We start from the raw sequence: 24799 nt of genomic DNA, 5'->3' as shown, positions 1-24799 counted from the left end.
CACGCCAATATCTCCACGTCTCCACGTGGGGCGACTCAGCCGCCTGCTCCGCCCGGCACATCCGCCTGAGAACGTGCCGGATAAGGCTGTAGGCGAGATAAGGAAAACGCCCGCAAACCACCTTCGGGCACACCACAGGACACGAATGCACGTATCCGCGGATTCCCTGCAAGATCAACCGGGTGCCCGCTGAAGGGACCCGCAGGCACCGTGGCGTGTCAGCGACCGGCTCCGAGGAGACGGTCACAGCCGCCTCACACCGTCCCGGAGAACGTCCAGGGCGGCCGGAGACCCTCATCACCGGACCGGGACGCGGGTCCCCGCGGCGGCGGCCCGGGACCTTCGCCCCTGTCCGAGGGACGAAAGACCTCTCTTTCGGAAATCTCGTTTTCCCCGCCGGTGGCACGGAGAACACACCCGTGACGCCTGTCCGGTGTGGGAAGGCCCCGGACAGGCTCATGGACGACGGCGCCGGGCCGGCGAGATGGTCCTGGCGCTCCGTAAACCTCCGCGTGCGCTGCTCCAGCGCTTCGGGAGCGGAGCATGAGAGGCAACAGACACGGACATGACCTTGATCAAGCGGCGCACGGCGAACCTGTGCCGGTCGGTGCCCGCGATCTCACGAGACCGGCTCGCAGCGCATACGACCAGACGCGCGGCGAGGGCCACGGCGGCGGCCGGGCTGGCGTGGGGGATGTGCGGCCTGGTACTGGGCGAGCAGCGCCCCTATCCGGCGGCGTTGGCCGCGCTGCTGATCGCCGAGTCCACGGTGCTCCGCTCCTGCGTGGCGGGGGCGCAGTACGCGGTCGGCTGCGCGATCGGCGTGCTGATCGGGCTCCCCGCCACCGTCCTCGTAGACCCGGCCTGGCTGGGCCTGTGCGTCGTGGTGTTCCTGTCCGTGGTGGCCGCGGAGCACGACCAGCTCGGTCACCACGGCGTCCACGTCCCGATCACCGCCCTCTTCGCCTTCGTCGTCGGCCGCGACCACCTGGGCGACCAAGTCGTACCGCACGTGCTGGAGATCGCCGTCGGCATCGCCGTCGGCATCGCCTTCAACGCCGTGCTCCTTCCGCCGCTGCGGCTGCGCCCCGCCGAACAGGCGCTGGACGCCCTGCGGACGCGGCTGGCGGGCGTCCTGGAAGGTCTCGCGACCTCCGCAGGGGAAGGGCGGCGGCCAGAGGCCGTCCTGGGGCCGCAGTGGAGCACCGCGCTGGAGGAAGCCGCCGCGCACGCACGCCGCGCCCTCGCGGAAGCACACGAGAGCACGCGGTGGAACGTGCGCCCGGCCGCCCGCCGGGCACTGTGGCACCTGGACCACACCGTCCTCGCCGCCCTCGACGAGGTAGCGGACCGGGCACAGGCCCTCGGGTCGCTGCTGGACCAAGCTCCCCCACCGGCGGCCGGCCCCGGCAAGCCGTACGAGACGACGAGCGACCAGGTGCGCGCCCCCTGCGCACGCCTGCTGCGGAGCACGGCGCTGTGCGTGTACGCGTGCCGGGGCGGACGCCCGCATCCCGTACTCCCGGCGGCGCAGCGGGCCTGCCGGCGCCTGGAGAACCGCGTCGCCGCCGGCGTCGAGCGGCCGGCCGCCCCCGACGTCGACCGCCGCCTGGTAGCGCACCTGGAACAAGCTCTGGCCTGTCTGAGCAGCACAGCAGGCCCCACCCGGACCACCCTCCCCAGCCCCACGGAAGAAGACGACCATGCACGAACCCGCACCCGTCGGCACCGGTAGGACCACGGCCGAACGGGCACGAGCGGTCGTGCCACCGCTCGTCCTCCTCATCGCCGTCGCGGTCGCCGACCTCACCACGCCAGACCGGCTGCACGTACTGCCGGTCATGGCCGCCGTGCCCGTACTGGCCGCGGCCACCAACGCGGTAGGCGTCACCGCGGCCATCGCCAGCGCCTCCCTCGGTGCCACCGTGCTCCTCCAGATCCAGCAGGGCCTGTGGGGACGGCCGGACTCCGACGTGTCCGTCCTGACGACCATCGTCATCTCGCTGGCCAGCCTCCTGGCGTGCTCGGTACGCCAACGCCGCGAACAGGAACTACGACAGGTCCGCTCGGTAGCAGAAGCCGCCCAGCGCGCTCTGCTCAGGCCCCTGCCCCACCAGATCCACTCCCTCGCACTACGCGGCACCTACCTGGCAGCCGAGTCGGAGGCCAGGATCGGCGGTGACTTCTACGAGGCACTGCACACCCCCCACGGAACCCGCATCCTCATCGGAGACGTACGAGGCAAAGGGCTGCCCGCCGTGGGCGCCTCCGCCGCACTGCTCGGCTCCTTCCGAGAAGCCGCCTACCAGGAGAAATCACTGACCGCCGTCGCCCAGCGCCTGGAGGAGAGCGCCAACCGGCAGATCGAGACGGTGCACGGAGAACTGTTCACCGAGCGCTTCGCCACCGCCCTGCTCGTCGAAATCCCACCGGCCGAACCCCTGGCCCGGGTCGTGCACTGCGGCCACCCCGAACCACTGACCATCCACGCCGGCCAGGTCAAGACCCACTTCCCCGAGCCACCAGGCGCCCCCATCGGGCTGGCCCACCTGGTGGACGCCGACCCCGTCATCCAGTGCGTTCCCTTCGACGAGGGCGACCGGATGCTGCTCTGCACCGACGGATTCATCGAAACCCGTGACCGGGCCGGCCACTTCTACGACCTTGCCGACCACGCCCAGGCACGCAGCACGCAACCCCTCGACGACCTCGTGGACGGCCTGCGGAACGACCTGCTCCACCACGCCCGCGGAGACCTGGAGGACGACGCCGCACTCCTCGCCATCGAACGCACCACCCCCTGACCACACGCACCCCTCCCCACGAAGACGATCGACGGACCACGCACGATCACGACCAGGCCCCGGGTGCGGGTCCGCGAAAGGTGCTTGGGGCCCGGCAACTCGTTGTCTCGCTCACCGCGGTGAGAGCGGCGTCGGACCCTCCAGGAGAAGCGATGTGAAGAAACCGCCCGCGAGCAACCCCGGCAGCTGCTGTGATCAGCAGCATGGATGTGACACCGCCAGACTGGCGTCACTGCGGGATCGGGGCCGTCGAAGACGACCCGGTCGGCTGCCGAGGAGTGGGGATCAGCGGCAGCGGCAGATGCCTGAGACACGCCAACGGTCCGGCTCGCGACGCATACCTGGAGACTCTTTCACCTGGCGCGGATGTCGACATGCGGGGAACGGCACTTGACGCCGCATTGCTGGAGTTGCTGCTCACGGCCGTACGTGACCAGGACACAGGACGTCCCAGCGTGGGCAGAGCCGACTTCCTCGCAGCCGAGTTCAACGGGGACGCGAGGCTTGACGGGGTCACCTTCAACGGGGATGCCGACTTCAGCCGGACTCACTTCCATCATGGAGTCGCACGCTTTGATGGCGCGTCATTTCAGGCGGATGCCGTCTTCGACGGAGTGACGTTCGAAGGAAACACCACCTTCACCAGCGTCGCCTTCGGTGAACACGTCAGCTTCAATCGGGCAGAATTCGGCGCCGACGTCCGGTTCGGCAGATCCCGGTTCAGCGGGATCGCCGGCTTCAGTGCGGCGGAGTTCTGTGGGTACACCGGCTTCGAGGATGTTTCCTTCCGGTCGACCGCCCGGTTCGAAGGCGCCGTCTTCAGAAAGTACGCCCGGTTCGATGCCGCAGAATTCGATGATGCGGCAGAGTTCTGTAATGCCGAGTTCCATCTTGGCGCGTGGTTCGGGAAAGGCACGTTCCAAGGAACCGTGAATTTCGACGGCAGTGCGTTCCGTGGAAGTATCCGGTTCGACGAGGCGTCATTCGGTGTAGGGCCCTGGTTCATGTTCGCTGACGGGATCGAGAAACTCGACATGAAAGGCGCCACTGTAACGAAGCCAACCGTTACGCGGGTGGCAGCGGACAGGATCAATCTCCGTGAGGCCCGCCTGGAAGCTCCCGTGACCATCAAGGTCAGCAGGGCTGTGGTTGACCTGACGAATGCCGTCCTTATCGACCGCTGCACGATAACTTCGGTGCATCACCATGTCGCTCAGGCAGGCATACCCACATTGCCGGACGTCTTGAGTCGCCGTCCCTCAGTGGCCTCCGTCTCCGGAGTGGACGCCTCCATGCTGGTGCTCTTCGATGTCGACTTGTCATCCTGCGCCTTCACCGGCGCTCATCACCTGGATCAGTTGCACGTTGAAGGTTCGTGCACTTTCGGGACACCGCCAGGCGGACCGCGGTGGACACACCGCTGGATCATCGCGGAGGAAGCACGGTGGCGAGGATGGCGTACAGATGGACCCATCCCCAGTCCGGCAACACTGGCCGACACCTACCGCCAACTGCGCAAGGCGCGCGAGGACGCCAAAGACGAGCCGGGTGCCGCGGATTTCTACTACGGCGAGATGGAAATGCGCCGCCACAGCCACAATTGGCGTAAGGCCGAACGCTGGCTCCTCCAAGCGTACTGGCTGCTGTCCGGCTACGGATTACGCGCGTCCAGAGCCCTGGGCTGGCTCGCCCTCACCATGACGGCCACCATCGCCCTGATGATGGGCTACGGCCTGCCCGACACGTCTCCGAGGCAGGAGATCACCAGGGAAAAGGTCAACGGCGAGTGGATGACCGTCATGAGCAAGCCTGACCCGAAGAACCCCACGGGCGACCGCTTCACAGGTAAGCGGTTCGAGAAGGCACTCAACGTCACGTTGAACTCGGTTGTGTTCCGCTCCAGCGGCCAGGACCTCACCACGGCCGGTACGTATATCGAGATGGCATCGCGATTCTCCGAGCCGGTGCTATCAGGTCTCGCAGCACTCGCCATCCGGGGACGTGTGAAGAGAGGGAGTTGATCCCCACGGGCTGGAACAGCCGCTGCCAGCGAGGGCGAAAGCGATCCGGGCCAGCACCTCCGCACCGAGGCGTCGGCCTTCCCGCCATCCGCTGGTGGTGGGACATGCCGTAGGACTGAGTGGCCTCGGGGACGGGTGGGTGCGGCGCTTCGGCGATCAGATGTCAGGCGCGGCGCGGACCGGGCGTACCTCGACACCGCCGTGGGGCACCGGGATCTGCTTGGCCACCTCAAGCGCCGCGTCCAGGTCTTCCGCCTCGATCAGGAAGTAGCCCGCGACGACCTCCTTGGACTCGATGAAGGCGCCGTCGGTGACGCGCACACCGCCGTCGGGTTCGCGGCGGACCGAACTGGCCGTGGAGGCCGGGTACAGCCGCTGGCCACGCCGCACCGTTGTCTGGTTGCGCGCTATGAACTCCTGGAACTGGTCCACGAGCGCGGCGTCGGCCGCCGGCTCAAGCCCGGCAGTCCGCCCCTCATCCTCATAGATGAGCACTAGGTACTCCGCCACCGCCCGATGCCCTCCTTCTGGAACCCGCCACCCCCCCCCACTGACAGGGCGGCTTTGCACGGCTCATGACGTCGAGGCGTCCGCGGGGGCCGGTTATGTGAGGTCTTCGCCCCGCCCCGGCCTCCAAGATCATTCATGGGCCACGGGGAACGCTACAACTTCCGCCCCGCCGCTGTCGACGGGACCAGACCGGTACCGGACTGGCCCCGTCCGGCACCGGAGTCGCGGTGCTCGTGGACCGACACCGTACCGCCGGCGGGAACCGGCTGCCCGTGAGACGGCATGCCGACGGCTGCGCGCGGAAACGCGGGCGGGCCCCGAACCGCCTGGGAGAGGCGGTTCGGGGCCCGGCGGTCCGGTCGGCGGGCGCGGCCGCGGCGGAACGCCGCTTGCCTCAGGGTGAGATGCTGCTCTCGGTCTGGCCCTTGCCGACCTGGACCGGCTCGGGTGCGGGCGCCTTGGGGGCCGGGGGTGCCTCCTCGGTGAGACCGATGCGCTCGTGCAGCCGCCGCAGAGGGGCGGGTGCCCACCAGTTGAACCTGCCCATCAGCCGCATCATCGCCGGGACCAGCAGACACCGGACGATGACGGCGTCCACGAGCACGGTCAGGGCGAGGCCCAGGCCGAAGAGCTGCATGAACGACACCTTCGAGATGCCCATACCGGTCAGCACGATGGCCATGATCAGGGCTGCCGCCGTGACGATGCGGCCCGTGCGGGCGACTCCCATCGCCACAGCGTGGGTGTTGGCCTCGGCGGTGCGGTCCGAGGCGAGCCATTCCTCACGGATGCGGGACAGCAGGAACACCTCGTAGTCCATGGACAGACCGAAGGCGAGGCAGAACATCAGTACCGGAATGTTCGCCACGAGGTATCCGGTCGCGGTGAAGTCCAGGAGACCGGAGAGATGTCCTTCCTGGAACACCCACACCGTCATGCCGAACGCCGCGCCGAGCGACAGCGTGTTCATGAGCAGTGCCTTGATCGGCAGCACCACGCTGCCGGTGAAGAGGAACAGCAGCACGAACATGGTGAGCGCGATCAGCGCGATGGCGTACGGCATCGGTTCCGAGAGCGCTTCGAGCACGTCCTGCTTCTCCGCGATGGCCCCCGCGAACAGAGCGTCGCCGGAGCCTTCCACGTCGCGCAGCCTTTCCAGCATCCGCTCGGCCTTGTCGGAGTACGGGTCGAGCGCGGTGCCCACGCGCACCATCGCGCCCGCGTCGTTGACCAGTCCGTCGTCCGCGGGTCCGACCCGCGCCCCGTCGACGAACGTGCCGGCCGCGCTTGCCACGTTGGACACGCCGTCGACCTGGGACAGCTTGCTCGCGTACGTGGCGATGTCCTCGCTGTCACCCTTGAAGCCGGGCAGCACGACCGTCGACGAGGCGGCCACGTCCTGCTCGAACTTCTCGCGCACCAGGTCGCCCACCTGGCGGCTCTCCGACGCGGAGGCGGTGATCACGCGGTCGTCGGGGTGACCCCACTTCGACGACAGGAACGGCAGTCCGACGGAGACCAGGACGACGGTGGTCACGATCGCGATCGGTACGGCGCGGCGAGTGACGGCGACCACCATGCGGTACCAGCCGCTGTGCTCCGGTGCGACCACCCGCGGGGGGCCCATCCGGAACCAACGGCGCAGTGGGATACGGATGTCGAGCTTGTCGACGCGCTTGCCGAGCAGGGTCAGCATCGCGGGGAGCACCAGGACCGCCGCGAGCGCGGCGGCCAGCACGACGGCGACCCCCACGTAGGCGAACGACCTGAGGAAGAACATCGGGAAGACGATCAGCGCGGCCAGCGCGAGGGCGACGGTCAGCGCCGAGAACACCACGGTGCGTCCGGCCGTCTGGACCGAGCGCACTACGGCGTCCTTCACGTCGAGCCCGTCGCGGAGCTCTTCGCGGTACCTGCTGACCAGCAGCAGGCTGTAGTCGATTCCCAGCGCGAGTCCGAGCACGGTCGTCATGTTGAGGGCGTAGATCGACACATCGGCGAACAGTGTCACCAGGCGCAGGATCGCCAGTGTCGCCATGATGGAGACCGCGCCGATGACCAGCGGCAGACCCGCCGCGATGAGGCTGCCGAAGACCACCATCAGCACGATGAGCGAGATGGGGAAGGCCACGGCCTCGCCGATGGCGGCGTCCCGGCTCACCTGGCTGTTGAGTTCGGCCATCAACGTGCCGTAACCGCCGACGCGGACCTTCACGCCGTCCGGCCGGGGAACGTCGTCCTTGATCTCCTGGCCGACCTTGGGGAGATCGGTCTCCCCCACGTCGATCCGGGCCGTGACCAGACCGCTGGCGCCGTCCTTGCTGCGCAGCGCCGAACCGAGTTCCGGTCCGGCGGTCCAGTAGGACCGCAGGTTCTCGACATCGCTGTGCGACTTCAGCCAGTCCGTGACGTCCGCGCCGGCTTCCCGTGCCGCCTTGCTGTCAACGCCGTCATTCGTGGTGATCGCGATGATGAGATTCGGCTGAGCACCGCTGAAGTGTTCGTCGACAATCTTCGTAGCGCGGGTTGATTCGGCATCCGGCGCGGTATATCCACCAGCTTTGAGATGGTCCATCACCGATGCGCCGAGCACGCCGCACGCAATCACGAAGAGAAGCGCGCTGACGAGGACCGCTTTTGGCCGGTTGACCGCAAGATGAGCAAAACGGGTCAACAATTTCCGTATCCCTTACCGTGTGTCCCCTGCTTGCTGACTGTTATATCAATCGCACCTAGAGTAGTGGGCTGTCGAGCCCGTCGCTATTGCTGCGTCGCCGCACACAAAAGGCGCGCGTGAGATGCGGCGCCACCGCCCTGAGCACGAGCCAACCGTGGGGCGCGGCCGCCCGCAGAGGCAGTTTCGGTGCGTCAACCACCCCGAACACTCCTCGCTTTTACCGGCAATGCGGACAATCGACTGGTGATCTCGCGGCGGTTGTCGATTCCGGGCCTCGCTCATCCGACGAACAGGCGAAGGGTCTCGCCAAGAGGCCGAAGTCTTCGGGGGAACAGTGACGAGATCAGGGAAGGCCATGGTGCGGAGCGGAACGGGGAACCTCGTGTGCGACCACCCGGCGGCTTCGCCTCCGCAAGGGTGGGCAGCGGCGTCTGTGCGCCCGCGTTCGGCGCGAGAGCACCGCGCGGCTCCCCCGGAGCGGGCCGCCGGGACCCCGGCCGTCCCGACGGCGGGCCCACGCGCCGAGCGTGCCGCGACGCTCGCCGAGCGCAGGGCGCTGACCAGCGCGTACGCCACCCGTTACGCCCAGGCTGGCAAGCAGGAGAAGACACGCGTCCTCGACGAGGTGTGCGCGGCGACCGGTTGGCACCGCAGCCACGCCCGTAAGGCGCTGGTGAAGGCCGCACGCCCGAAGCCCGCCAGGCCCGCGTACGGCGGGTACGCCAAGTACGACGCGGAAGTCGTCGCCGCGCTGGCGCTGTGCTGGACCATCCTCGACCGGCCGACGGGCAAGCGACTGGCGCCCGTGCTCGCGGAGTTGGTGCCGGTGCTGCGCCGCCACAACGAGCTGACCATCGACGACCGGAGCGCGGAGCTGCTGACGGGGATGTCGGCGGCGACGATCGACCGCCGCCTGGGACCGCACCGGCAGCAGCCCGGCACGGCGCCCCGCCTGAGGCCCGGTTCCCGGCTGCGCGGCGAACTCCCGCTCGCCACGTGGGCGGAGTGGGACCACAGCCGCCCCGGGTTCTTCCAGATCGCGGTCGTACGCCACGACGGCGATGCGGCGACCGGTGACTGCGCGCGGACGGTCGCCGCCACCGACATCGCCACCGGCTGGACCGAGAACCGCACGGTCCGGGACATCGGCCAGCTCCCCTTGGCGCTGAACGAGATCGCCGGGAACCTTCCCTTCCCGATGCTCGGGCTCGACTGCGGAAGCCACGGCGCGGAGACCGACGAGGTCCTGCTGCGCTGGTGCCGACAGCGCAGGGTGACGTTCACCCACGCGCGCCCCGGCGGTCGCGGCAGTCATCACGTCGGCCAGAAGAACTGGAGCATGCTCCACGCCATCACGGGCGGGAACCGTTACGACACGTCCGCTGAGCTGTCGCTCCTCAACGAGATCTGGGCCGCGTTGTCACGGCTCACGAACTACTTCTACCCGCAGCAGCACGCGCTTCCCGGCGGCGAGCGCGAGGACCGGCGCCGGAAGGAGTACGAGACGGCCACTCCCTGTCGCCGCACCGCACGCCACAGCCGCGTGACCCCGGAGGACAAGGCGATCCTCGCCGACACCTACGAGTGCCTCAACCCTGCCGAACTGCACCGGCGAGTCCGGGCGATGACCGACCGCCTGCGTACGATCGTGAAGAGCGAGGCCACTTCGACGCCGCGCGGCCCCGCACAGCCGGGCGCCCGGCAGCGCGTCACGACGAACGGCTCGCCCTCGCGTGGACGCACCCCGTACGAGCCGTGCGCCGCACCGCCCGTACGGGGTGCGGCACCGGCGCGGCTCGCGGCCGCGCCGGTGACCGGCGTGACCGGCATGACCGGCCAGTGCGACCAGCCGGTACGGTCCGCCGGTCCCCCGCGGCACGGAACGCTCCCCTCCGTCAGCGGGGAAGGACCACTGGCGCGGTTCCCCGTACCCGGCGTGGCCGACCGGCCGTCGGCGCTCGATCGCTTCGCGGTGCGCCGCGACCCGCGGGTGGGCGCGGTCACCGGGGGCGCTGTTCCCGGTGAAGAGCCCGGCGGCGCTGCCGGGGCCGTAGCCGGGGACGCCGGTCGTCCGGCTCCTCGGAGCGCCGTCCACGTCGGGCGGCCGGACGACCGGCCCGGGGCGCGGCGACGCGGTGCGGCGGCGCCCGGCACGGCGTCCCGGGCAGCGGTGTACGGCACGGCGTCGCGGGCGGTGGTGGACTGGATGGAACGGGTGGTTCTAGGCGACCCGTGGGGTGGTCTCGCGTTCCAGGTGGAGGTGGGCGCGCATGAGTTCGCCCGGGTTGGTCTGCGCCGCCATCAGGGACAGCTCACCGCAGAGCACCGTGGCGGCACAGATGACGGCGAGCCGCCGGGCGTTCTCCCCCGGCTCGCGCTCGTCCCGGCAGCCGAGCCGCGTCAGGTTCTCCTCGACGAAGCCGAGGCCCTTGCCGTTGCCGACGGTGCCCACGATCAGGTTCGGCAGCGTGCAGGAGAAGTAGAGGTCCCCGTCGCGGTCTTCGGCCATCGTCACTCCCTGGGAGCCTTCGACGATGTTGGCCGCGTCCTGGCCTGTCGCCAGGTAGAAGCCGAGCAGCATGTTCGCGAAGTGCGCGTTCGCCGAGCGTATCCCCCCGGCGAGCAGCGTTCCGACCAGGTTCTTGCGCACGTTCAGGGTGGCTATCCGGGCGGCCGTCGTGTGCAGCCTGTCCTCGACCACGGTGCGCGGGACGAGCAGTTCCGTGACGACGTTCTTGCCGCGACCGAGGATGCCGTTGATCGCGGTCGCCTTCTTGTCGGTGCAGTAGTTCCCCGAGATCGACCCGTAGGAGAGTCCAGGAACGGTCTGCAGGATGTGGGCCAGCAGCGCGTCGGCCGCGAGCGTGGCCATGTTGTGCCCGGACGCGTCGCCGGTGGTGAACTCGAACCGGATGAACAGCAGGTTGGCCGCGATCTCGTGCCGGACGGCGACGAGTTCGGCGAACCTGCTGCAGCCGCGTACCACTTTGCACAGATCGTCGAAGCGCATGTCGAGGTGCTGTACGGCCGCGTACGCGGTCTGGGCGTCCTCGGCCTCGACGAGCACCGAACGCGTCATCCGGTCGTCGACGAGGGTGGCGACGATTCCGCGCTCGGTCAGCATGGAGATCTTGGCGCCACGGCCGACGGAGGGCCACAGCGGCGATTCGTAGGTGGCCAGCGGGACTTCGGTCTCGGTGGTCGCGACGTTCCCCGAGATCCTCATCGGCCCCACCCACCTCATCGGGACCCCGGCGGTTTCCTTGCTGTCGCTCATCGTGTGCTTCCCGTCGTCGGGTCGGGGGTGTGGAGGGAAGGCGAGCGTGTGCTCAGCGGCCGGGTCTCGATTCCCCGCTCGGCGCAGAACGCGCGCAGATCGCCCTGGATCAGTACGTCGCAGTGGGCCAGGTCAGCCGGGGTCCGGGCCCCGAGTGCGGTCATCAGTGCCGCCACGTGGTCGAGCCACGTGGAGATCTGGGTGGTCAGCGCCTCGACACCGCCGTCGAGCAGGGTGCGGAGGAAGCCACCGGACGCGCCGACGGCGCACGCGCCGAGCGCCAGGGAGCGGACGACGTCGAGCGGATGACGGACACCGCCGGAGGCGAGCACCGGGATTCCGGCACCCCGCGCGTCCAGCAGGCAGGCCGGAGTGGACTGCCCCCAGTCGTTGAGGTACGCGTAGTCGGCCACCTCGCGGCGGTCGTTCTCCACGCGGGCGAAGTTCGTGCCGCCGCGACCGCCGACGTCCGCGACGCGCACGCCCAGTTCCCGCAACACCATGACGGTCTCGCGGCTCAGGCCGAAGCCGACCTCCTTGACGATCACCGGGACCTCGGCACCGGCCACGATCTTCTCGATCTGCGGCGCCCAGGACGAGAACGAGCGGTCGCCCTCCGGCATCGCCGTCTCCTGGATGACGTTCAGGTGGATCTGGAGGGCGTTGGCCTCCAGCAGGTCGACGGCCCGCCGCGCGTTGTCGACGGACGCCGTCGCGTTGATGTTCGCCATGACGAAGCCGTCCGGGTTCTCACGGCGCAGCACGCTGAACGTTCCCGCTGACGACTCGTCCTTGAAATAGGCGCTCATGGAGCCCGAGGCGATCGCCACGCCGGTCTCCCGCGCGGCGATGGCGAGGTCCCGGTTGATGACGCCGGTGTTGACGCTGCCGCCGGTCATCGCGTTGATGTAGAGGGGGGCCTGCCAGTCGATGCCGGCGAAGCGGGTGCCCAGGGACACATCGGACCGGTCGATGCCGGCCAGGGCGTGATGAACGAACGTGACGTCGTCGAACTCGTTCTGCCCGCTGTGCCGGCGCTGCTGTTCGACGGTGAGCCGAACGTGGTCGTCCTTGCGTTCAGCGATCATTGCGCGACATTCCTCTCCATTGTTCTTTCCTCGGCGAATCGCATCGGCAGATGCCTCACCCCTGCGGCGGCCCATCGGGTCCGCAACTGCCGTATCTCCGGCTCCGCTTCGGCGGGCAGCAGGGCGATACCGCAGTCACCGCCTCCCGCCCCGGACGGCTTCGCCGCGCCTCCCAGTGCCTCGGCGGCCTCGCAGAGCGCGGTCAGCCTGCTGGTGAAGACACCCAGCCGCACGTCGTCGTCGAGGTCGGCGAGCGTGTGACGGGCGGCTCGGATCTGGTGCAGCAGTTCGTGGCGGTCCCCGTGCTCAAGAGCGCGGATCGACGCGCGCACGCAGTCGGTGGTGCGCTCGACGAAGCGCTGGTGCGCCGCGCTCCCGCGCCACTGCCGCGCGTTGAGGCCCGACACGAGCGAGGCGGTGGAAGCGGGTGTTCCGGTCCAGCCGATCTCCGTCGTCAGTCCGGCGGGCGGCGGGAGCCGCCGCACCTCCATGTCAGGCCACGGCGCGCGCGTCGTCTCCTCGATGCCCTGGCGCTGCGCCATGGCGACGACGGCGGCCCGGTCCGGCGCGCGGTAGGCGATCCAGCCGCCCCACGTGCTGGCGGCGAGATCACCACCGGAGGAGCTGGTTCCGATGCGCGCCGTAGCGAGCAGTGCGAGCCGGAACCGGGCATGCAGCGAGAGTTCCATGCCGTAGTACGCCGCCAGGGCGGCGACCGTCGCCACCGTGACGGCGCCACTCGATCCGAGGCCGAACTTCGTTCCGCCGTCGTGGAGTCGGCTGCTGACCGAGAGGTGTATCCCGGGTGCGGGCAGCCCGCGCTCCGCCAGCAGCCCGTCCATCACCTCGATGACCGACAGGATGTGGGCCAGGCCGCCGCGTGCGCTCTCGCCGTCGTCCGCGCCGCACCAGGTGAGTCCGCCCCCGTGCCGCCGGAACCGCGCTTCCCCCGGCAGGAGATCGGAGACGATCACGACGTCGGCGCCGTGGGGCTCGGACACGGTGACGCCGATGTGCCGGTCGACGGCCATGAGGATCGCGGGGGTTCCTGGCTCGATCACGGCGTACTCACCGGCGATGAACAGTTTGCCCGGCGCGTGCCGCGTCACCGCTCGCTGCGAAGGCATTACCGGGCCTCGGTGAGCAAGCGGGCGCCCGGCCCGGGCCCGGCGATGACCACCGAGCCGCGCGGCATGACGGCCCGCACCGCCTCGGCCACCAGGTCCGCGTCCGCACGGTGGCAGAGCACCTTGACGTTCGGACCCGCGTCCATGGTGACGTACGCGGACACGCCGTCCTGCCGCAGCTGGAGCACACCGTCGAGTACCGACACGGTGGCCGGTGACAGGTAGCGCACCGCGGGGCGCGCGGCCAGCATGGTCGCGTGCATGCCCAGCGCGTTGCGTTCGGCGATCTCCCCCACCGCGTCGAGGTCGCCCCGGCCCAGCGCGACCCGCATGTCGGCCAGGTCGGTTTCGCTCGAATCCGCCCAGGCTCTGTAGAGCGGCGAGGTCTCGACGGTCCGCCGCATGGCCGCGCGGCTGGACACCGCCTTGGGACCGGCGTCGACCAGCGCGATCACCAGGGCGGGGTCGAGATCCCCGGCGGGCACGGGCTCCGCGTACGAGCTGAGGTCGGCGTCCGGTTCCCGGCCCGCGTGCCAGAGCGCGAAGCCACCGAAGACCGACCGGGAGGCCGACCCCGAGCCGCGCCGTGCCAGACGCGAGAGCGCGGTGGCGTCGAGACGGAGACCGTACGCGGCCGCGGCGGCGACGGCCAGGGCGGCGAACCCGCTCGCCGACGAGGCGACACCCGCCCCGGTGGGGGCCGTGTTGCGGGTGTCGACCACCGCCCGGTCGGCACGCCCGGCCATGCCCCGGACCAGGTCGAGGAACGTGATGACGCGCCGCAGGGCCTCGCCCGTCGCGGGCGCGCCGCCCAGCGCCACGCTGTCCGTCCCGGCCTCGGGGGCGAGCCGGACGCTGGTGGTCGTCGGGAAGACGTCCAGGGTCATCGACAGGCTGCTCGTCCACGGGATGACCAGGCGCTCGTCGCGCTTCCCCCAGTACTTGATCAGCGCGATGTTCGGATGGGCGACAGCCGTCGCGCCATCCGCGAGGACCGGCGTACGCGGGGAGGACGGGCGCGTCGGGGAATCGTCAGCTCGCATGGTCGGTGCTCCTCGTCAGTGGCGCGATCCAGGTCCGCACCGCGCCCGCGTCGTGCAGCCGGGCCGCGATCTCCCGCGCCTGGGCCGCTTCGCCCGCCAGCGCGATCATGCAGCCGCCCAGCCCGCCGCCGCTGATCTTGGCACCGAGGCCGCCGGCCGTGAGCGCCGCGTCGACCAGGGCGTCGATCCGTTCCGTGCTCAGGCCCGCTCCGCTGAGGAGTTCGTGGTAGTCGGTGAGCCGACTGCCGAGGTCACCCGCCCGGCCCGCGGCGAGATCGCGCACAGCCGACCCGATCAGCTCCGACGCGCGGCGCACGAACTCCTCCCGCGCGCCGGGTTCGCGTACGAACGCGGACCGCAGCAGTTCCACCGCCTCCTTGGTCCCGCCCGCCGCGCCGCTGTCCGCGATGACGAAGCAGCCGTCGAAGCCGACGCGCGCTTCCTGGGCCGCCCCGGCGGAGAAGAAGATGGGAGCCGGGGCGCCCGTGGCGAGTGCGTCCACGCCGCTCGCCCGCCCGTGTGCCACGTTCTCCGCGATCTGCACGAGATCGAAGACCGCCCTGTCGTCGAGCTCGCGATCGAAGAGATCGGCCAAGCCCAGGACGATCGCCCTCGCGGACGCCGCGCTGGAGCCGAGACCACGCCCCAGCGGGATGGCGCAGTCGACGACCACCTCGATGTGGGCGTCGTCAGTGACTCCCGTGGACTTCTTGAACTCCTCCACGAGACGCTGGAGGCCGTCGGTCGCCCGCATCGCCACCGGGCCGGACACGGAGCCGGTCACCGTGAAGGAGACCTCGCCGAGACCGCCGGTGGCGTACGGGAGTTGCGCGACGCTCGCCGTCACCGGCAATCGCGGAACCGGAACGGCGAGTGCCGGAGCGCCGTAGACGGCCGCGTGTTCCCCGATCAAGATGACCTTGCCGTGGGCGCGCCCGGTTCCGGTGCGGCGTGTGCCGCGGTCGCCCGGCAGCCCCTGTGCCGAGGTCGGCGAAGTCAACGCACTCAACCCCCTAGTTGTTTCCCGCGTCGGATTTCATGAGTCGGATTTCACGATGGGCTCGCGCCGAGCGCGGCCACTGAGACGCCCGCACCCCCGTGCGACCGTCCCGCCGTGCCCCTGTCAGGGCGGCGCGGGCAGCGGTTCGCGTGCCGCGTGGGCGCGCGGCACCGCCGGGGCGGCTGAACCGGGCCGGTCATCACCAGCACCGGTCCAGCCGATACGGTCACATCCGCTTATCGGTCGATGAGGACCGCGAGCCCCACCAGCACCGTCATGCTGCTCATCAGCATGCTGAGGTACGGGCCGACGAGCGACTTCTTACGCACCTTGGTGACCGCGCTTTCGATCGGGGCTCGTACGTCCCTGGCGATGGCGAACATGAACGTCTGGCACACCAGCCAGGCGGCGATGAAGAAGATCATCGCCCAGTTGAAGCCCGAGTTGTGGTACACCGAGCCGACGATCAGCAGGGAACCGACGCAGAGGATCACGGACTGCACGCTCAGAGTCCGGGAGATGCCGAGCGCGCGGACATAGGTCCGGACGCCGAACTCCTCGTCGTCGAAGTAGTCCTCGACCTGGTTCGTGGTGAACAGGGCGACCAGCACGACGGTCAGGGCCGCCGTGGCGACGACGTTGGTCCACTCCAGGTCGTTCTCGTAGGAACGCAGCACGAACAGCTGAGGAATGAACACCCACAGATACAGACCGAACAGCTGGCCGACACCAGCGCTCTTGAGGTGCCACGGAGGAAGCGAGTACTGGGCGCCCACGACCCAGCCTGCCAGCACGATCAGCAACAGGTCCCAGTGTCCGGTCCGGATGGCCAGGAAGACGGCCATGCCGAAGTAGAGGACACTGGTGAGGATGATGTCGGTGACGACACGCGGGACCCCGAGACCGTAGACGGCCGTGGACAACCGGGATTTGTTCGCCGCGTCCTCCTCCCGGTCGGCCAGGGCGTTGATCTGGTCCGCGAGCTGCATGTTGACGATCGCGAACAGCAGGGCCACCAACGCGTTCAGCGACAGCAACTCGTCCCGGCTCGTCGCGCCCAGCATCAACGGCGCGAGACCGATGAGGATGTGGCCCGGCAGGAACTCGGGTCGGCGGATGAAGAAGTAGTACTTGACGCTGGTTCCCAGTGGTGGCCTGACGGGGTCATCAGCGCTGGTATCTGTGAGGATCTTAGTCAACCTGGCGCGGGCTGAAGTATCGGTGGTTGACAAGGGGTTGCCTTTCGTTCTCTTCGTTGTGCGGCGCAGCGGGATCTGCGGGGCCGGGGGCCGGGGGCCCGGGCCACAGGAGGGGAGCCCGCTGCGCTCTGTCAGGGACGGGTGGTCGACGTCTGTGAGCCTTCGACGACCGCGCGGTAGCCACGTGTGATGGTCTCCAGCTTGCCCGCCACATCACCGCCGGGGCCTCCGGCCACGGCTCGTTCGGAGCGGTCCATGGTGCGGTTGGCGCGCACGATCGCGCTGGTGGCCGGGAGGCGGACGCTCTCGTATCGGGAGAGCGCGGCCGCGACGTCGCCGCCGTCGGCGAGTTCCGCCGCCAGGGTGACGCCGTCGAGGATGGCCTGTGTGCCGCCGTTGGCCCCTATCGGGTACATCGGGTGTGCCGCGTCACCGAGAAGCGTGACCCGGTTCTCGCCCCAGGAGGACAGCGGGTCGCGGTCCGCCATCACGTGGTGCATGATCTGCGGGCTCGCCGCCAGGGTCGAGCGGATGTCGAACCAGCCGAAGTCCCAGTGCGCGAAGTGCGGCAGGAGGTCCTCGAACGTGCCCGGGCCGAGCGGCACGTCGCCGTGCCAGTCCGGGTCCGCGGCCAGGGCCACCCAGTTGAGCAACGCGGTGCCGCGCTCGGCGTGCTGCCGCGAACACGGGTACGCCACGATCCGGTTGGCCCGGTCGTCGGACGCGATGATCATCGTCTTCCCGTCGATGAACCCGGGCACCTCGGTGAGGCCGCGCCACATCCGTACCGGAGTCGGACGCAGCGGCGGCCCGTCGGGATGCAGCTGCGCCCGGATGGCCGAGTGCACCCCGTCCGCACCGATCAGCGCGTCGGCTTCGAGGATCGACTCGCCGCCGGACGGCGTACCCACGCGCACCCGCACCCCGTCTCCGGCCTGCTCGAACCCGCGCGCCGGGGTCCCCGTGCGTATCGCGTCAGGGCCGAGGCGGGAGCGCACCGCGTCGAGGAGTGTCATCTGCAGTTCGCCGCGCTGAATCGAGTACTGCGGAGCCTCGTGGCCCGCGGCGATGCCTCGCGGCTCTGACCACAAGGTGGCGCCCTTGTGGTCCAGGTAGCGGTGCTCGCGGGTGGCGATGCCCGTGGCCGCCAGCTCCTCCCCCAGACCGAGGGCGGTCAGCTCCGCGATCGCCGCGGGCTGGATGTTGATTCCGACACCGAGCGGCCGGATGTCGGGCGCCTCCTCCAGCAGGGTCACGCGCAGTCCTCGGGCGTGGAGGGCCAGCGCGGCCGTCAGCCCTCCGATCCCGGCCCCGGCGATGACGATGCCGGCGGAAGCTACCTCGGTCATGACGGCTGTCGCCTTTCTGTACGGATGAGCGATGGGAAGTCAGGAGCCGGTGACAACCGAGACCACCGAGTACACGCCCGGCGCGGGCTTTCCGAGGGCGGCTGCCTTCTTCCCGTATTCCTGCGCGGCGGGATCGGCAAGGGTGGCCTGGATGTCCGCCGGGCTGCGCCACTGCGCGTAGTTGACGACCTTGGTTCCGTCCTTGCTGGCGTGAATCGTCACCGACACGAATCCGGGGCGGTGCCGGATGACCTTTTCCGTGCCCTCGTTGAGGACATTGATGAGTTCCTCCTGCTTCTCCGGTTCGGTTTCGAAGACGTTGATCAGGGTGGCAAGGCCGTCAGCTTCGCGAATCACGGTTTCAGTCATGCCGCAGAAGCTAGCAACCGCCTTATTTTCCGGACCACACATCCATTGACTCACCGAAGTGCACGCGCCGGGTGGGAATTCGGGGGCGGTGGGAAGCAGCTGACCGGCAGGGAAAAGAAGCCTTACGCCGGGAATGCGGGACGACGAAGCTCCGGGGTATCGGGCAGTCATTCCGGTGGCGCGTGGGTGGGCAAGACCGGGCGCACGGCTGGGCAAGACCTGGCGCATGAGTGCGCGAGGCCGGGCCTACGATCGCGTGCGTACGCTTGAGGGCGCACGCCGAACGGGTCCGTCTCCTCATCGGGAAGCACCGCGAGCGCCGCGGCCGACGGCGAGGGATCAGCGGTCGGCCGCGGCGTCCGGGGATCGTCCGGTTACACCGGGGTCAGCGAAGGCTCGCCGTCGAGAGTGAAACCGTCGTAGTCGGCGGCGACGATCTCACGCAGCCTCTCCCGGTACGCGGCGATGCCGCCGAAGTAGAAGAGGGTGCGCCTCTTCTTACCGGCGATGTTCGAGCCGAAGATCCATGAATCGGTCTGCGCGAACAGGCTGTGTTCCGCCATCTCCCGGCACATGGCGGTCCAATCCGCCTCGGCTGCGGCGGTGGCCTCGATACGGGTGATCCCGCGCTGGCGGGTCGCGCCGATCATCTCCGCGATCCACTCGACCTGCGTTTCGAGGGCGGGCGGCAGGTTGGAGAACACACTGTTGGGGCCGAAAACCGTGAAGAGGTTCGGGAATCCGGTCGTGGCGACGCCGAGGTAGCTGCTCGGGGCTTCGCCCCAGTGCTCCTTGAGCGTCACTCCGCCACGGCCCCGGATCTCGATCCGGTTGTAGCTCCCCTCCATGGCCTCATAACCCGTCGCGAACACCAGCACATCCAGCTCGTGCTCGGTGCCGTCCTCGGTCATCACGCCGGCCGGTGTGACGCGGACTATGGGATTTTCCTTGGTCGAGACCAGCGTGACATTATCGCGGTTGTAGGTCTCGTAGTACCCGGAGTTGCAGATCGGCCGCTTGGCGTAGAAGTCGGTGGGCATGAGCTTGCGCGCGGTTTCCGGGTCGCGCACGATGTCCTTGATCTTCGCCTTGATGAATGAGGTGGCGGCCTCGTTGGCCGCCGGGTCGAAGGCGATGTCGGAGAACGTGCCGAACATGAAGCGGAACCCGTTGCCCGCGTCCCAGCTTTCCTGGAAGACGCGCTCGCGCTCGGCAGGGGAGACGCTCATCGCAGCGATCTCACTCTCCTGGAAACCGCAGGCGACGCGGGAGCTGAAGACCTGCTCCCAGAAGGGCTCCTGGTTCTCGCGGTAGTCGTCCAGGAACTCGTCACTGAGCGGCCCGTCGCCGGCCGGGACGACGTACTGCGGGGAACGCTGGAAGACCGTGAGGTGCTCCGCCGTCTTGGCGGCGGCACAGACGAACTGGGTACCGGTCGACCCGGTTCCGATGATCCCGACACGCTTGCCCGTGATGTCGAGGTCCGCCGGCCAGGCGCCCGTATGCGCCTGCGGGCCCGCGAAGCTGTCCCGCCCCTCGATGTCGGGGAAGTTCACGGTCGACAGCGGTCCGAGCGCACCGACGACGTAGCGGGCGGTGAACTCCTCGCCCTGGTCGGTCCGCACGGTCCACAGACCATCCGCCTCGTCGAACGTCAGCGACTCGACCGTGGTGCTGAGCTGGATGTCCTGGCGCAGGTCGTACCGGTCGACGACGTGCTCCAGATAGGCGAGGATCTCGGGCTGCGTCGCGTAGCGGGTCTTCCAGTTCCACTCCCGCGACAGCTCGCGGTCGAAGGAGTAGCGGTACACGATGCTGTCGACATCCGCGGCCGCCCCCGGATATCGGTTCCAGTACCAGGTGCCACCGATTCCGGCGCCCCTGTCGAAAGCCCGCACGGTGAGACCGAGTTCGTTGCGCAGCTTGTGCAGCATGTAGATACCGGCTATTCCGGCGCCTATGACGATCGAGTCTAGGTGGGTCGGTTTCGTGGTCATGTCGGCCTTTCGGCTCGTGTGGTCGCAGGAGAGGCGACGGTCACGGCTGGGGTTACGGCTGGAGTTACGGCTGGAGCTTGAGGACATGCCATCCGGTGGCCTGCTTCTCGTAACGCAACCGCCGGTGCAGCCGGGTCTTGGCGGCGGACCAGAACTCGACGTCGTGCGGGGTGAGGCGGTATCCGGCGAACCGCTGCGGCCGGGGCAGCGGAGCGCCCGCGGACGCGTGGCCGTCCGCTTCGTCCAGCAGCCGCTGGGGGTCGTCGAGCGGCTCGCTCTGCCAGGACGCCGTCGTCATCGAATGCAGACCCGGTTCCCGGGCGGCCCACAACCGGTCGTTCTCCGCGTCGTCGAGCTGCACGACCGGGCCGGACACGCACAGCTGCTGAGCCGTCTCCCGCCAGTAGAACAGGCCGGAGGCCCATCCGGTCTCGGCGATCTCGCGGCCCTTGCGGCTGGTGCTGTGCGTGGTGAACAGCAGGCCGTCGCCGGACACCTCGACGACCTGGACGACGCGGTTGGAGATGCGGCCGCCGCTGTCGGCCGTGGCCAGGGACAGTGCCATGGGTTCGCGCACGCCGCTCTCGACGGCCGCCGCCGTCCACTGCTGGGCCAGCGGCATGGGCTCCGGTGGCGGCGCGTCGTATTCGGGGAAGGAGCGACCGACCTTTCCGGTCAGGCTTTCGAGGATGCTGCTCATGTGACTCCCGTCAGACGTGGATGGTGCCTTCGGCGGCGATCGTGCCGTGGCCGCTCACCCGTACGAGGTCGATCTCGCCGCTGTCCGTAACGGTGGCCTCCGCGAACATGACCGAGCACCGGCCGAGTTGGACGCCCTGGTGGATCTCCACGGTCTTCCCGTACTCCACGAGCCCGTGCCGCGCGAGGTGGATGGCCAGGGGACCCGCGGCGGAACCCGTGGCCGCGTCCTCGACGACGCCGTAGGCGGGCGAGAACATCCGCGTCTGCCACCGCTCGCCGTCCGGGGCGAAGCAGTTGGCGGCCATGTCGGGGAAGGCGGCGAGCGCCCGGTGATCAGGGTGCAGCGCGGCCAGCGCTTCGGCGTCCGGCAATCCGACGAAGACGTGCCGGGGGCCGTTGCGGTAGATCTCCACCGGCAGGGTGGAGGACGTGATGCCGAGCGCCTCCAGCAGCGCGTCGGCGTGCTCGTAGGGCTCCCAGACCGGAATCGGCTGTTCCATGGAGGCGTACGCCACGCCCTCGCCGTAACGGGCCGCGGGCGTGCGGTCGATGTCGAAGGGAACGACGCCCATCGCCGTCTCGAAGCGCAGCCGGTCCGTACGGCGGTCCAGTGCGACCGCCACGGAGGTGCCCAGGAGCGGATGCCCGGCGAACGGGAGCTCGTTCACGGGTGTGAAGATCCTGACGCGCACGTCCGCGTCGCCGGTGGGTGGCAGCAGGAACGTCACCTCGGACAGGTTCATCTCCTTGGCGACGCGCTGCATCTGCGTGGCCGTCAGGTCCGCCGCGTCGAAGAAGACCGCGACCGGATTGCCGCGCAGCGGCTCGGTGGCGAAGGCGTCGACGACGACGTACCGGTGGGTGGAGTTCCCGGTGCGGAGGGTGCCCGACCCCCGCACGGCGGCCTGCACCTCGAACCGGTCCCGGTGCGTGACCGGGTAGCCGATCAGATCGGCGGCCAGGTTCTCGGGCAGCTTCTCGGGGCGCTCGTCGTCCCAGACCATGACCGCGCCCCAGCGGTTGCCGGCCCGGTCGGCGACCCAGTACTTCTCCCGCAGGCCCTGGGTGGCCTGCCAGTTCTCGACGACACCGTCCTCGCTCAGGTGCCGCGCGAGGCTGTCCACGGTGGCGGGTGAGCCGGTCAGGTCCCACCAGGCGATTTCCATCTTCATTGCGTCAGCACCCATTCGAACATGTCAGTGAGGATGTGTGGCCCGTCAACGGTGAGCAGCGACTCCGCGTGGAACTGCAAGGACGCGAACCGGTGTCCGCGCAGTGCGTGGACCTCGTTCGTGGCAGGGTCGCGGCTGACGTCCACCTGCTCGCCATCGCTGGATTGCCAGCGGTCGGTGGCGCTGCGGGCCTCGAAGGTGTTGTAGAAACCGACACGCTCGGGCGAGCCGAACAAGTCGATCTGCCGCTGTGTGCCCTGATTCGGGCGTTCGCGCCGCACCAGGGGCAGGCCGAGCCTCCGGCACAGCACCTGATGGCTCAGACAGACGGCCACGAACGGGCGGCGCTCCGCCAGGAGTCCGCCGATGACCCGGTCCAGGGAGGCGATCTTCGGGTCTTCGGTGGCGCAGGGGTCGCCGGGACCAGGGCCGACCAGGACGACGTCGTGGTCATGGGTCTCGAAGGGCGCGTCGAAGCGCCGCACGGTGACGGACAGTCCGAGCGCGCGGAGCTGGTGGTCGAGCATCGAGGTGAACGCGTCCTCGGCGTCGATCACCAGGGCCTTGCGTCCGACCAGCAGCTTGGACGTCGCCTCACGGTCGGCGTCCCGCGCGGTCCAGAAGCCGGCGATGCCGTCGTTGCGGCGCTTCAGGGAGTCCAGCACGTGCGGGTCCTGCGCCAGCGTGCTGCTGGAGGCCCGCTCGCCGAAGGCCTCCAGCAGCGCGGTCGCCTTCGCCCTGGTCTCCGCGACCTCGCTCAGCGGATCGGAGTGGCGTACCAGCGTGGAGCCGACCGAGATGGCCACGCGCCCGGAGGGTTCGATGACGGCCGTACGGATGAGGATGGCCGAATCCAGCGTTCGCCGACCGGTCTCGTCGGTACCGGCGAGGCCGATGATGCCGCTGTAGTAGCCGCGCCCACCCGGCTCGTAGCGCTGGATGACCCGGGCCGCGCTCTCCACCGGGCTTCCGGTGACCGTGGGCGCGAACATGGTGGCGCGCAGCACCTCGGGGATGTCGCTGCTGGACGATCCGGAGATGTGGTACTCGGTGTGCGCGACCTTGGCCATCTCCTTGAGATACGGGCCGCTCACCTCCACGGTGCCGGGTTCGCAGATCCGGCACATCATCTTCAGTTCCTCGTCGACCACCATGTACAGCTCCTCGGCCTCCTTGCGGTCGGCGAGGAACTCACTCACACCGGCCAGCGTCGGGCCGGTGCCCGGGTACCGGTAGGTGCCGCTGATCGGGTTCATCGTGGCGACGCCGCCGGCCAGGCCGACATGGCGTTCCGGTGAGGCGCCCACCAGCGTCACCTCCCGCGTCCGCACCAGGAACGTCCAGTACGCGCCACGCTCGTTGGCCAGCAGCTCGCGGAACACCGAGAGCGCGATGGCCGGGCTGTAGCCGGTGATGTCGGCGACATAGGTGCGCTTGATGACGAAGTTGGCGCCCTGGCCGGTGCCGATCTCGTCGGCGAGCACGGCCTTGACCGTCTCGGCGTACGCCGCGTCGTCGGCGTCGAAGTGACCATCGGTCAGCCGCACGGTGTGGCGGGGCAGCCTGGCCAGCAGCGAGGACACCGGGTGGTGCTCCTCGCCGGTCACCGCCATGGCGATGAGCGGCGTGTCGTCCTCGGGCACCGGATAGCCACGCTCGGAGAGCTGCCGGTAGGGGACGACGACCAGCACATCGCCGCTCGTGGAGCCCGCGGCCCCGGCGCGTCCGAGGCCGATCGCGTCGAGCGACTCGGGATGGCTGACCTCGCCCCTGACGACCTGCACGCGGCGGCCGTGTTCACCGCCCCGGCAGATCAGCGCGAAGTCGCCGGCAGTGTCGTCGAGGACGGCCTCCAGCAGATCGTTCTCCCCGGTCATGACAGCAGCCCGTCCACGTCCGTGACCTTCGCGCAGCAACTCGCGGCGTACTCCAGGGTCAGCTGGTGCTTCGCGGCGGAGAAGTCGCCGATGGCGTCCCCCACCAGGAAGACCCGCACGTCGTTGCTGTAGGCCTCAAGCGCGGTCGTGAGAATGCCGATGTGCCCGTACACGCCGACGACCACCAGCTGGTCGCGGCCCTCGGCGCGCATGCGCGCGAGCAGGTCGGTGCGGAAGAACGCGCTGTAACGCCATTTCACCAGCGTCCAGTCCGCGGCGTCCGGGGTCAGCTCCGGGGTGATCGCGCGGTCCTCTTCCGAGCTGGTCATGCCCGGGCCCCAGAAGTCGCGGAGCAGACCGCGGTCCTCCCGCGTCATCCGGCCCGGCTGGGCGGTATAGGCGATGCGCATCCCCCGGTCCGCGCAGCGCTTGCGCAGCGCGGCCACGTTGCCGACCAGTCGGGCGCGCATCTCCTGTCCCAACGGCGTCAGGAAGTAGGACTGCATGTCGTGGATGAGCAGGACCGCCCGGTCCGGACTCACGCGCCAGTCGACGACACCGGCCGGCATGTCGTGCTTGCTGGGAAG

The 24799-nt window shown here is 69.4% G+C and carries 19 protein-coding genes; 3 read left to right on the top strand and 16 right to left on the bottom strand.

What is annotated here, in order from left to right:
* Positions 1-565 precede the first annotated feature (565 nt).
* The 3 genes from AC5P1B_RS13840 (at position 566) to AC5P1B_RS13830 (ending at position 4825) form a co-directional block, all read left to right on the top strand.
* Entirely contained in the window at positions 566-1735 is a 1170-nt protein-coding gene (locus tag AC5P1B_RS13840; RefSeq protein WP_493887296.1) for an FUSC family protein, read from the top strand.
* On the top strand, positions 1704-2804 hold the full coding sequence (locus tag AC5P1B_RS13835; RefSeq protein WP_493887295.1) for a PP2C family protein-serine/threonine phosphatase: 1101 nt from the start codon (positions 1704-1706) through the stop codon (positions 2802-2804). Before AC5P1B_RS13840 ends, AC5P1B_RS13835 begins: the two co-directional genes overlap by 32 nt.
* A gap of 203 nt (positions 2805-3007) precedes the next feature.
* A complete protein-coding gene (locus tag AC5P1B_RS13830; protein ID WP_493887293.1) occupies positions 3008-4825 on the top strand; it encodes a pentapeptide repeat-containing protein in 1818 nt (605 codons plus the stop codon).
* 156 nt (positions 4826-4981) lie between these two features.
* Here AC5P1B_RS13830 and AC5P1B_RS13825 read toward each other — a convergent pair whose 3' ends face one another.
* The 16 genes from AC5P1B_RS13825 to AC5P1B_RS13750 form a co-directional block, all read right to left on the bottom strand.
* On the bottom strand, positions 4982-5335 hold the full coding sequence (locus tag AC5P1B_RS13825) for a YciI family protein (protein ID WP_493887292.1): 354 nt from the start codon (positions 5333-5335) through the stop codon (positions 4982-4984).
* Positions 5336-5729: 394 nt separating this feature from the next.
* A complete protein-coding gene (locus tag AC5P1B_RS13820) occupies positions 5730-7928 on the bottom strand; it encodes an MMPL family transporter (protein ID WP_493887290.1) in 2199 nt (732 codons plus the stop codon).
* Between the two features lie 663 nt (positions 7929-8591).
* Positions 8592-9158 (bottom strand): hypothetical protein, encoded by a 567-nt coding sequence (locus AC5P1B_RS13815; RefSeq protein ID WP_493887289.1) that lies wholly within the window; start codon positions 9156-9158, stop codon positions 8592-8594.
* Between the two features lie 1075 nt (positions 9159-10233).
* Positions 10234-11256, bottom strand: a complete 1023-nt coding sequence (locus AC5P1B_RS13810; RefSeq protein ID WP_493887362.1) for a hydroxymethylglutaryl-coenzyme A reductase family protein — start codon at positions 11254-11256, stop codon at positions 10234-10236.
* Positions 11257-11285: 29 nt separating this feature from the next.
* Positions 11286-12377 (bottom strand): type 2 isopentenyl-diphosphate Delta-isomerase, encoded by a 1092-nt coding sequence (gene fni, locus AC5P1B_RS13805; RefSeq protein ID WP_493887288.1) that lies wholly within the window; start codon positions 12375-12377, stop codon positions 11286-11288.
* Entirely contained in the window at positions 12374-13504 is a 1131-nt protein-coding gene (locus tag AC5P1B_RS13800; protein WP_493887287.1) for a phosphomevalonate kinase, read from the bottom strand. Before AC5P1B_RS13800 ends, fni begins: the two co-directional genes overlap by 4 nt.
* Complete coding sequence (gene mvaD, locus AC5P1B_RS13795) at positions 13504-14547, bottom strand: diphosphomevalonate decarboxylase (protein ID WP_493887286.1); 1044 nt, start codon at positions 14545-14547, stop codon at positions 13504-13506. Before mvaD ends, AC5P1B_RS13800 begins: the two co-directional genes overlap by 1 nt.
* Positions 14537-15547, bottom strand: a complete 1011-nt coding sequence (gene mvk / locus AC5P1B_RS13790; protein ID WP_493887285.1) for a mevalonate kinase — start codon at positions 15545-15547, stop codon at positions 14537-14539. Before mvk ends, mvaD begins: the two co-directional genes overlap by 11 nt.
* Positions 15548-15783: 236 nt before the next feature.
* Positions 15784-16746 (bottom strand): UbiA family prenyltransferase, encoded by a 963-nt coding sequence (locus AC5P1B_RS13785; protein ID WP_493887284.1) that lies wholly within the window; start codon positions 16744-16746, stop codon positions 15784-15786.
* A 131-nt stretch (positions 16747-16877) separates the two neighbouring features.
* Entirely contained in the window at positions 16878-18095 is a 1218-nt protein-coding gene (locus AC5P1B_RS13780; RefSeq protein WP_493887283.1) for an FAD-dependent monooxygenase, read from the bottom strand.
* Positions 18096-18134: 39 nt separating this feature from the next.
* A complete protein-coding gene (locus AC5P1B_RS13775) occupies positions 18135-18464 on the bottom strand; it encodes an antibiotic biosynthesis monooxygenase (protein ID WP_493887282.1) in 330 nt (109 codons plus the stop codon).
* A 374-nt stretch (positions 18465-18838) separates the two neighbouring features.
* Complete coding sequence (locus AC5P1B_RS13770) at positions 18839-20461, bottom strand: flavin-containing monooxygenase (RefSeq protein WP_493887281.1); 1623 nt, start codon at positions 20459-20461, stop codon at positions 18839-18841.
* Positions 20462-20525: 64 nt separating this feature from the next.
* The gene (gene phzG, locus AC5P1B_RS13765; protein WP_493887280.1) at positions 20526-21161 is read right to left on the bottom strand and encodes a phenazine biosynthesis FMN-dependent oxidase PhzG; all 636 of its coding nucleotides are present in this window, start codon (positions 21159-21161) and stop codon (positions 20526-20528) included.
* A gap of 10 nt (positions 21162-21171) precedes the next feature.
* Positions 21172-22350, bottom strand: a complete 1179-nt coding sequence (locus tag AC5P1B_RS13760; protein WP_493887279.1) for a PhzF family phenazine biosynthesis protein — start codon at positions 22348-22350, stop codon at positions 21172-21174.
* Entirely contained in the window at positions 22332-24212 is a 1881-nt protein-coding gene (locus AC5P1B_RS13755) for an anthranilate synthase family protein (protein WP_493887278.1), read from the bottom strand. The genes AC5P1B_RS13760 and AC5P1B_RS13755 overlap by 19 nt, the downstream gene beginning before the upstream one ends.
* Positions 24209-24781 carry an isochorismatase family protein gene (locus tag AC5P1B_RS13750; protein WP_493887361.1) on the bottom strand — a complete coding sequence of 191 codons (573 nt, stop codon included), beginning with the start codon at positions 24779-24781 and terminating at the stop codon, positions 24209-24211. Before AC5P1B_RS13750 ends, AC5P1B_RS13755 begins: the two co-directional genes overlap by 4 nt.
* Positions 24782-24799 lie beyond the last annotated feature (18 nt).

The sequence above is a fragment of the Streptomyces sp. A01 genome (genome assembly GCF_059026195.1).
This window is presented reverse-complemented; position numbering and strand designations above follow the sequence as displayed.

Excerpts from the sequence above, each read along its gene's own strand:
- AC5P1B_RS13840 (WP_493887296.1), top strand. The coding sequence starts at position 566 with ATGACCTTGATCAAGCGGCGCACGGCGAACCTGTGCCGGTCGGTGCCC.
- AC5P1B_RS13835 (WP_493887295.1), top strand. The coding sequence starts at position 1,704 with ATGCACGAACCCGCACCCGTCGGCACCGGTAGGACCACGGCCGAACGG.
- AC5P1B_RS13830 (WP_493887293.1), top strand. The coding sequence starts at position 3,008 with ATGGATGTGACACCGCCAGACTGGCGTCACTGCGGGATCGGGGCCGTC.
- AC5P1B_RS13815 (WP_493887289.1), bottom strand. The coding sequence starts at position 9,158 with ATGTCCCGGACCGTGCGGTTCTCGGTCCAGCCGGTGGCGATGTCGGTG.
- AC5P1B_RS13810 (WP_493887362.1), bottom strand. The coding sequence starts at position 11,256 with ATGAGGTGGGTGGGGCCGATGAGGATCTCGGGGAACGTCGCGACCACC.
- fni (WP_493887288.1), bottom strand. The coding sequence starts at position 12,377 with ATGATCGCTGAACGCAAGGACGACCACGTTCGGCTCACCGTCGAACAG.
- AC5P1B_RS13800 (WP_493887287.1), bottom strand. The coding sequence starts at position 13,504 with ATGCCTTCGCAGCGAGCGGTGACGCGGCACGCGCCGGGCAAACTGTTC.
- mvaD (WP_493887286.1), bottom strand. The coding sequence starts at position 14,547 with ATGCGAGCTGACGATTCCCCGACGCGCCCGTCCTCCCCGCGTACGCCG.
- AC5P1B_RS13780 (WP_493887283.1), bottom strand. The coding sequence starts at position 18,095 with ATGACCGAGGTAGCTTCCGCCGGCATCGTCATCGCCGGGGCCGGGATC.
- AC5P1B_RS13775 (WP_493887282.1), bottom strand. The coding sequence starts at position 18,464 with ATGACTGAAACCGTGATTCGCGAAGCTGACGGCCTTGCCACCCTGATC.
- AC5P1B_RS13770 (WP_493887281.1), bottom strand. The coding sequence starts at position 20,461 with ATGACCACGAAACCGACCCACCTAGACTCGATCGTCATAGGCGCCGGA.
- phzG (WP_493887280.1), bottom strand. The coding sequence starts at position 21,161 with ATGAGCAGCATCCTCGAAAGCCTGACCGGAAAGGTCGGTCGCTCCTTC.
- AC5P1B_RS13760 (WP_493887279.1), bottom strand. The coding sequence starts at position 22,350 with ATGGGTGCTGACGCAATGAAGATGGAAATCGCCTGGTGGGACCTGACC.
- AC5P1B_RS13755 (WP_493887278.1), bottom strand. The coding sequence starts at position 24,212 with ATGACCGGGGAGAACGATCTGCTGGAGGCCGTCCTCGACGACACTGCC.
- AC5P1B_RS13750 (WP_493887361.1), bottom strand. The coding sequence starts at position 24,781 with ATGCCGGCCGGTGTCGTCGACTGGCGCGTGAGTCCGGACCGGGCGGTC.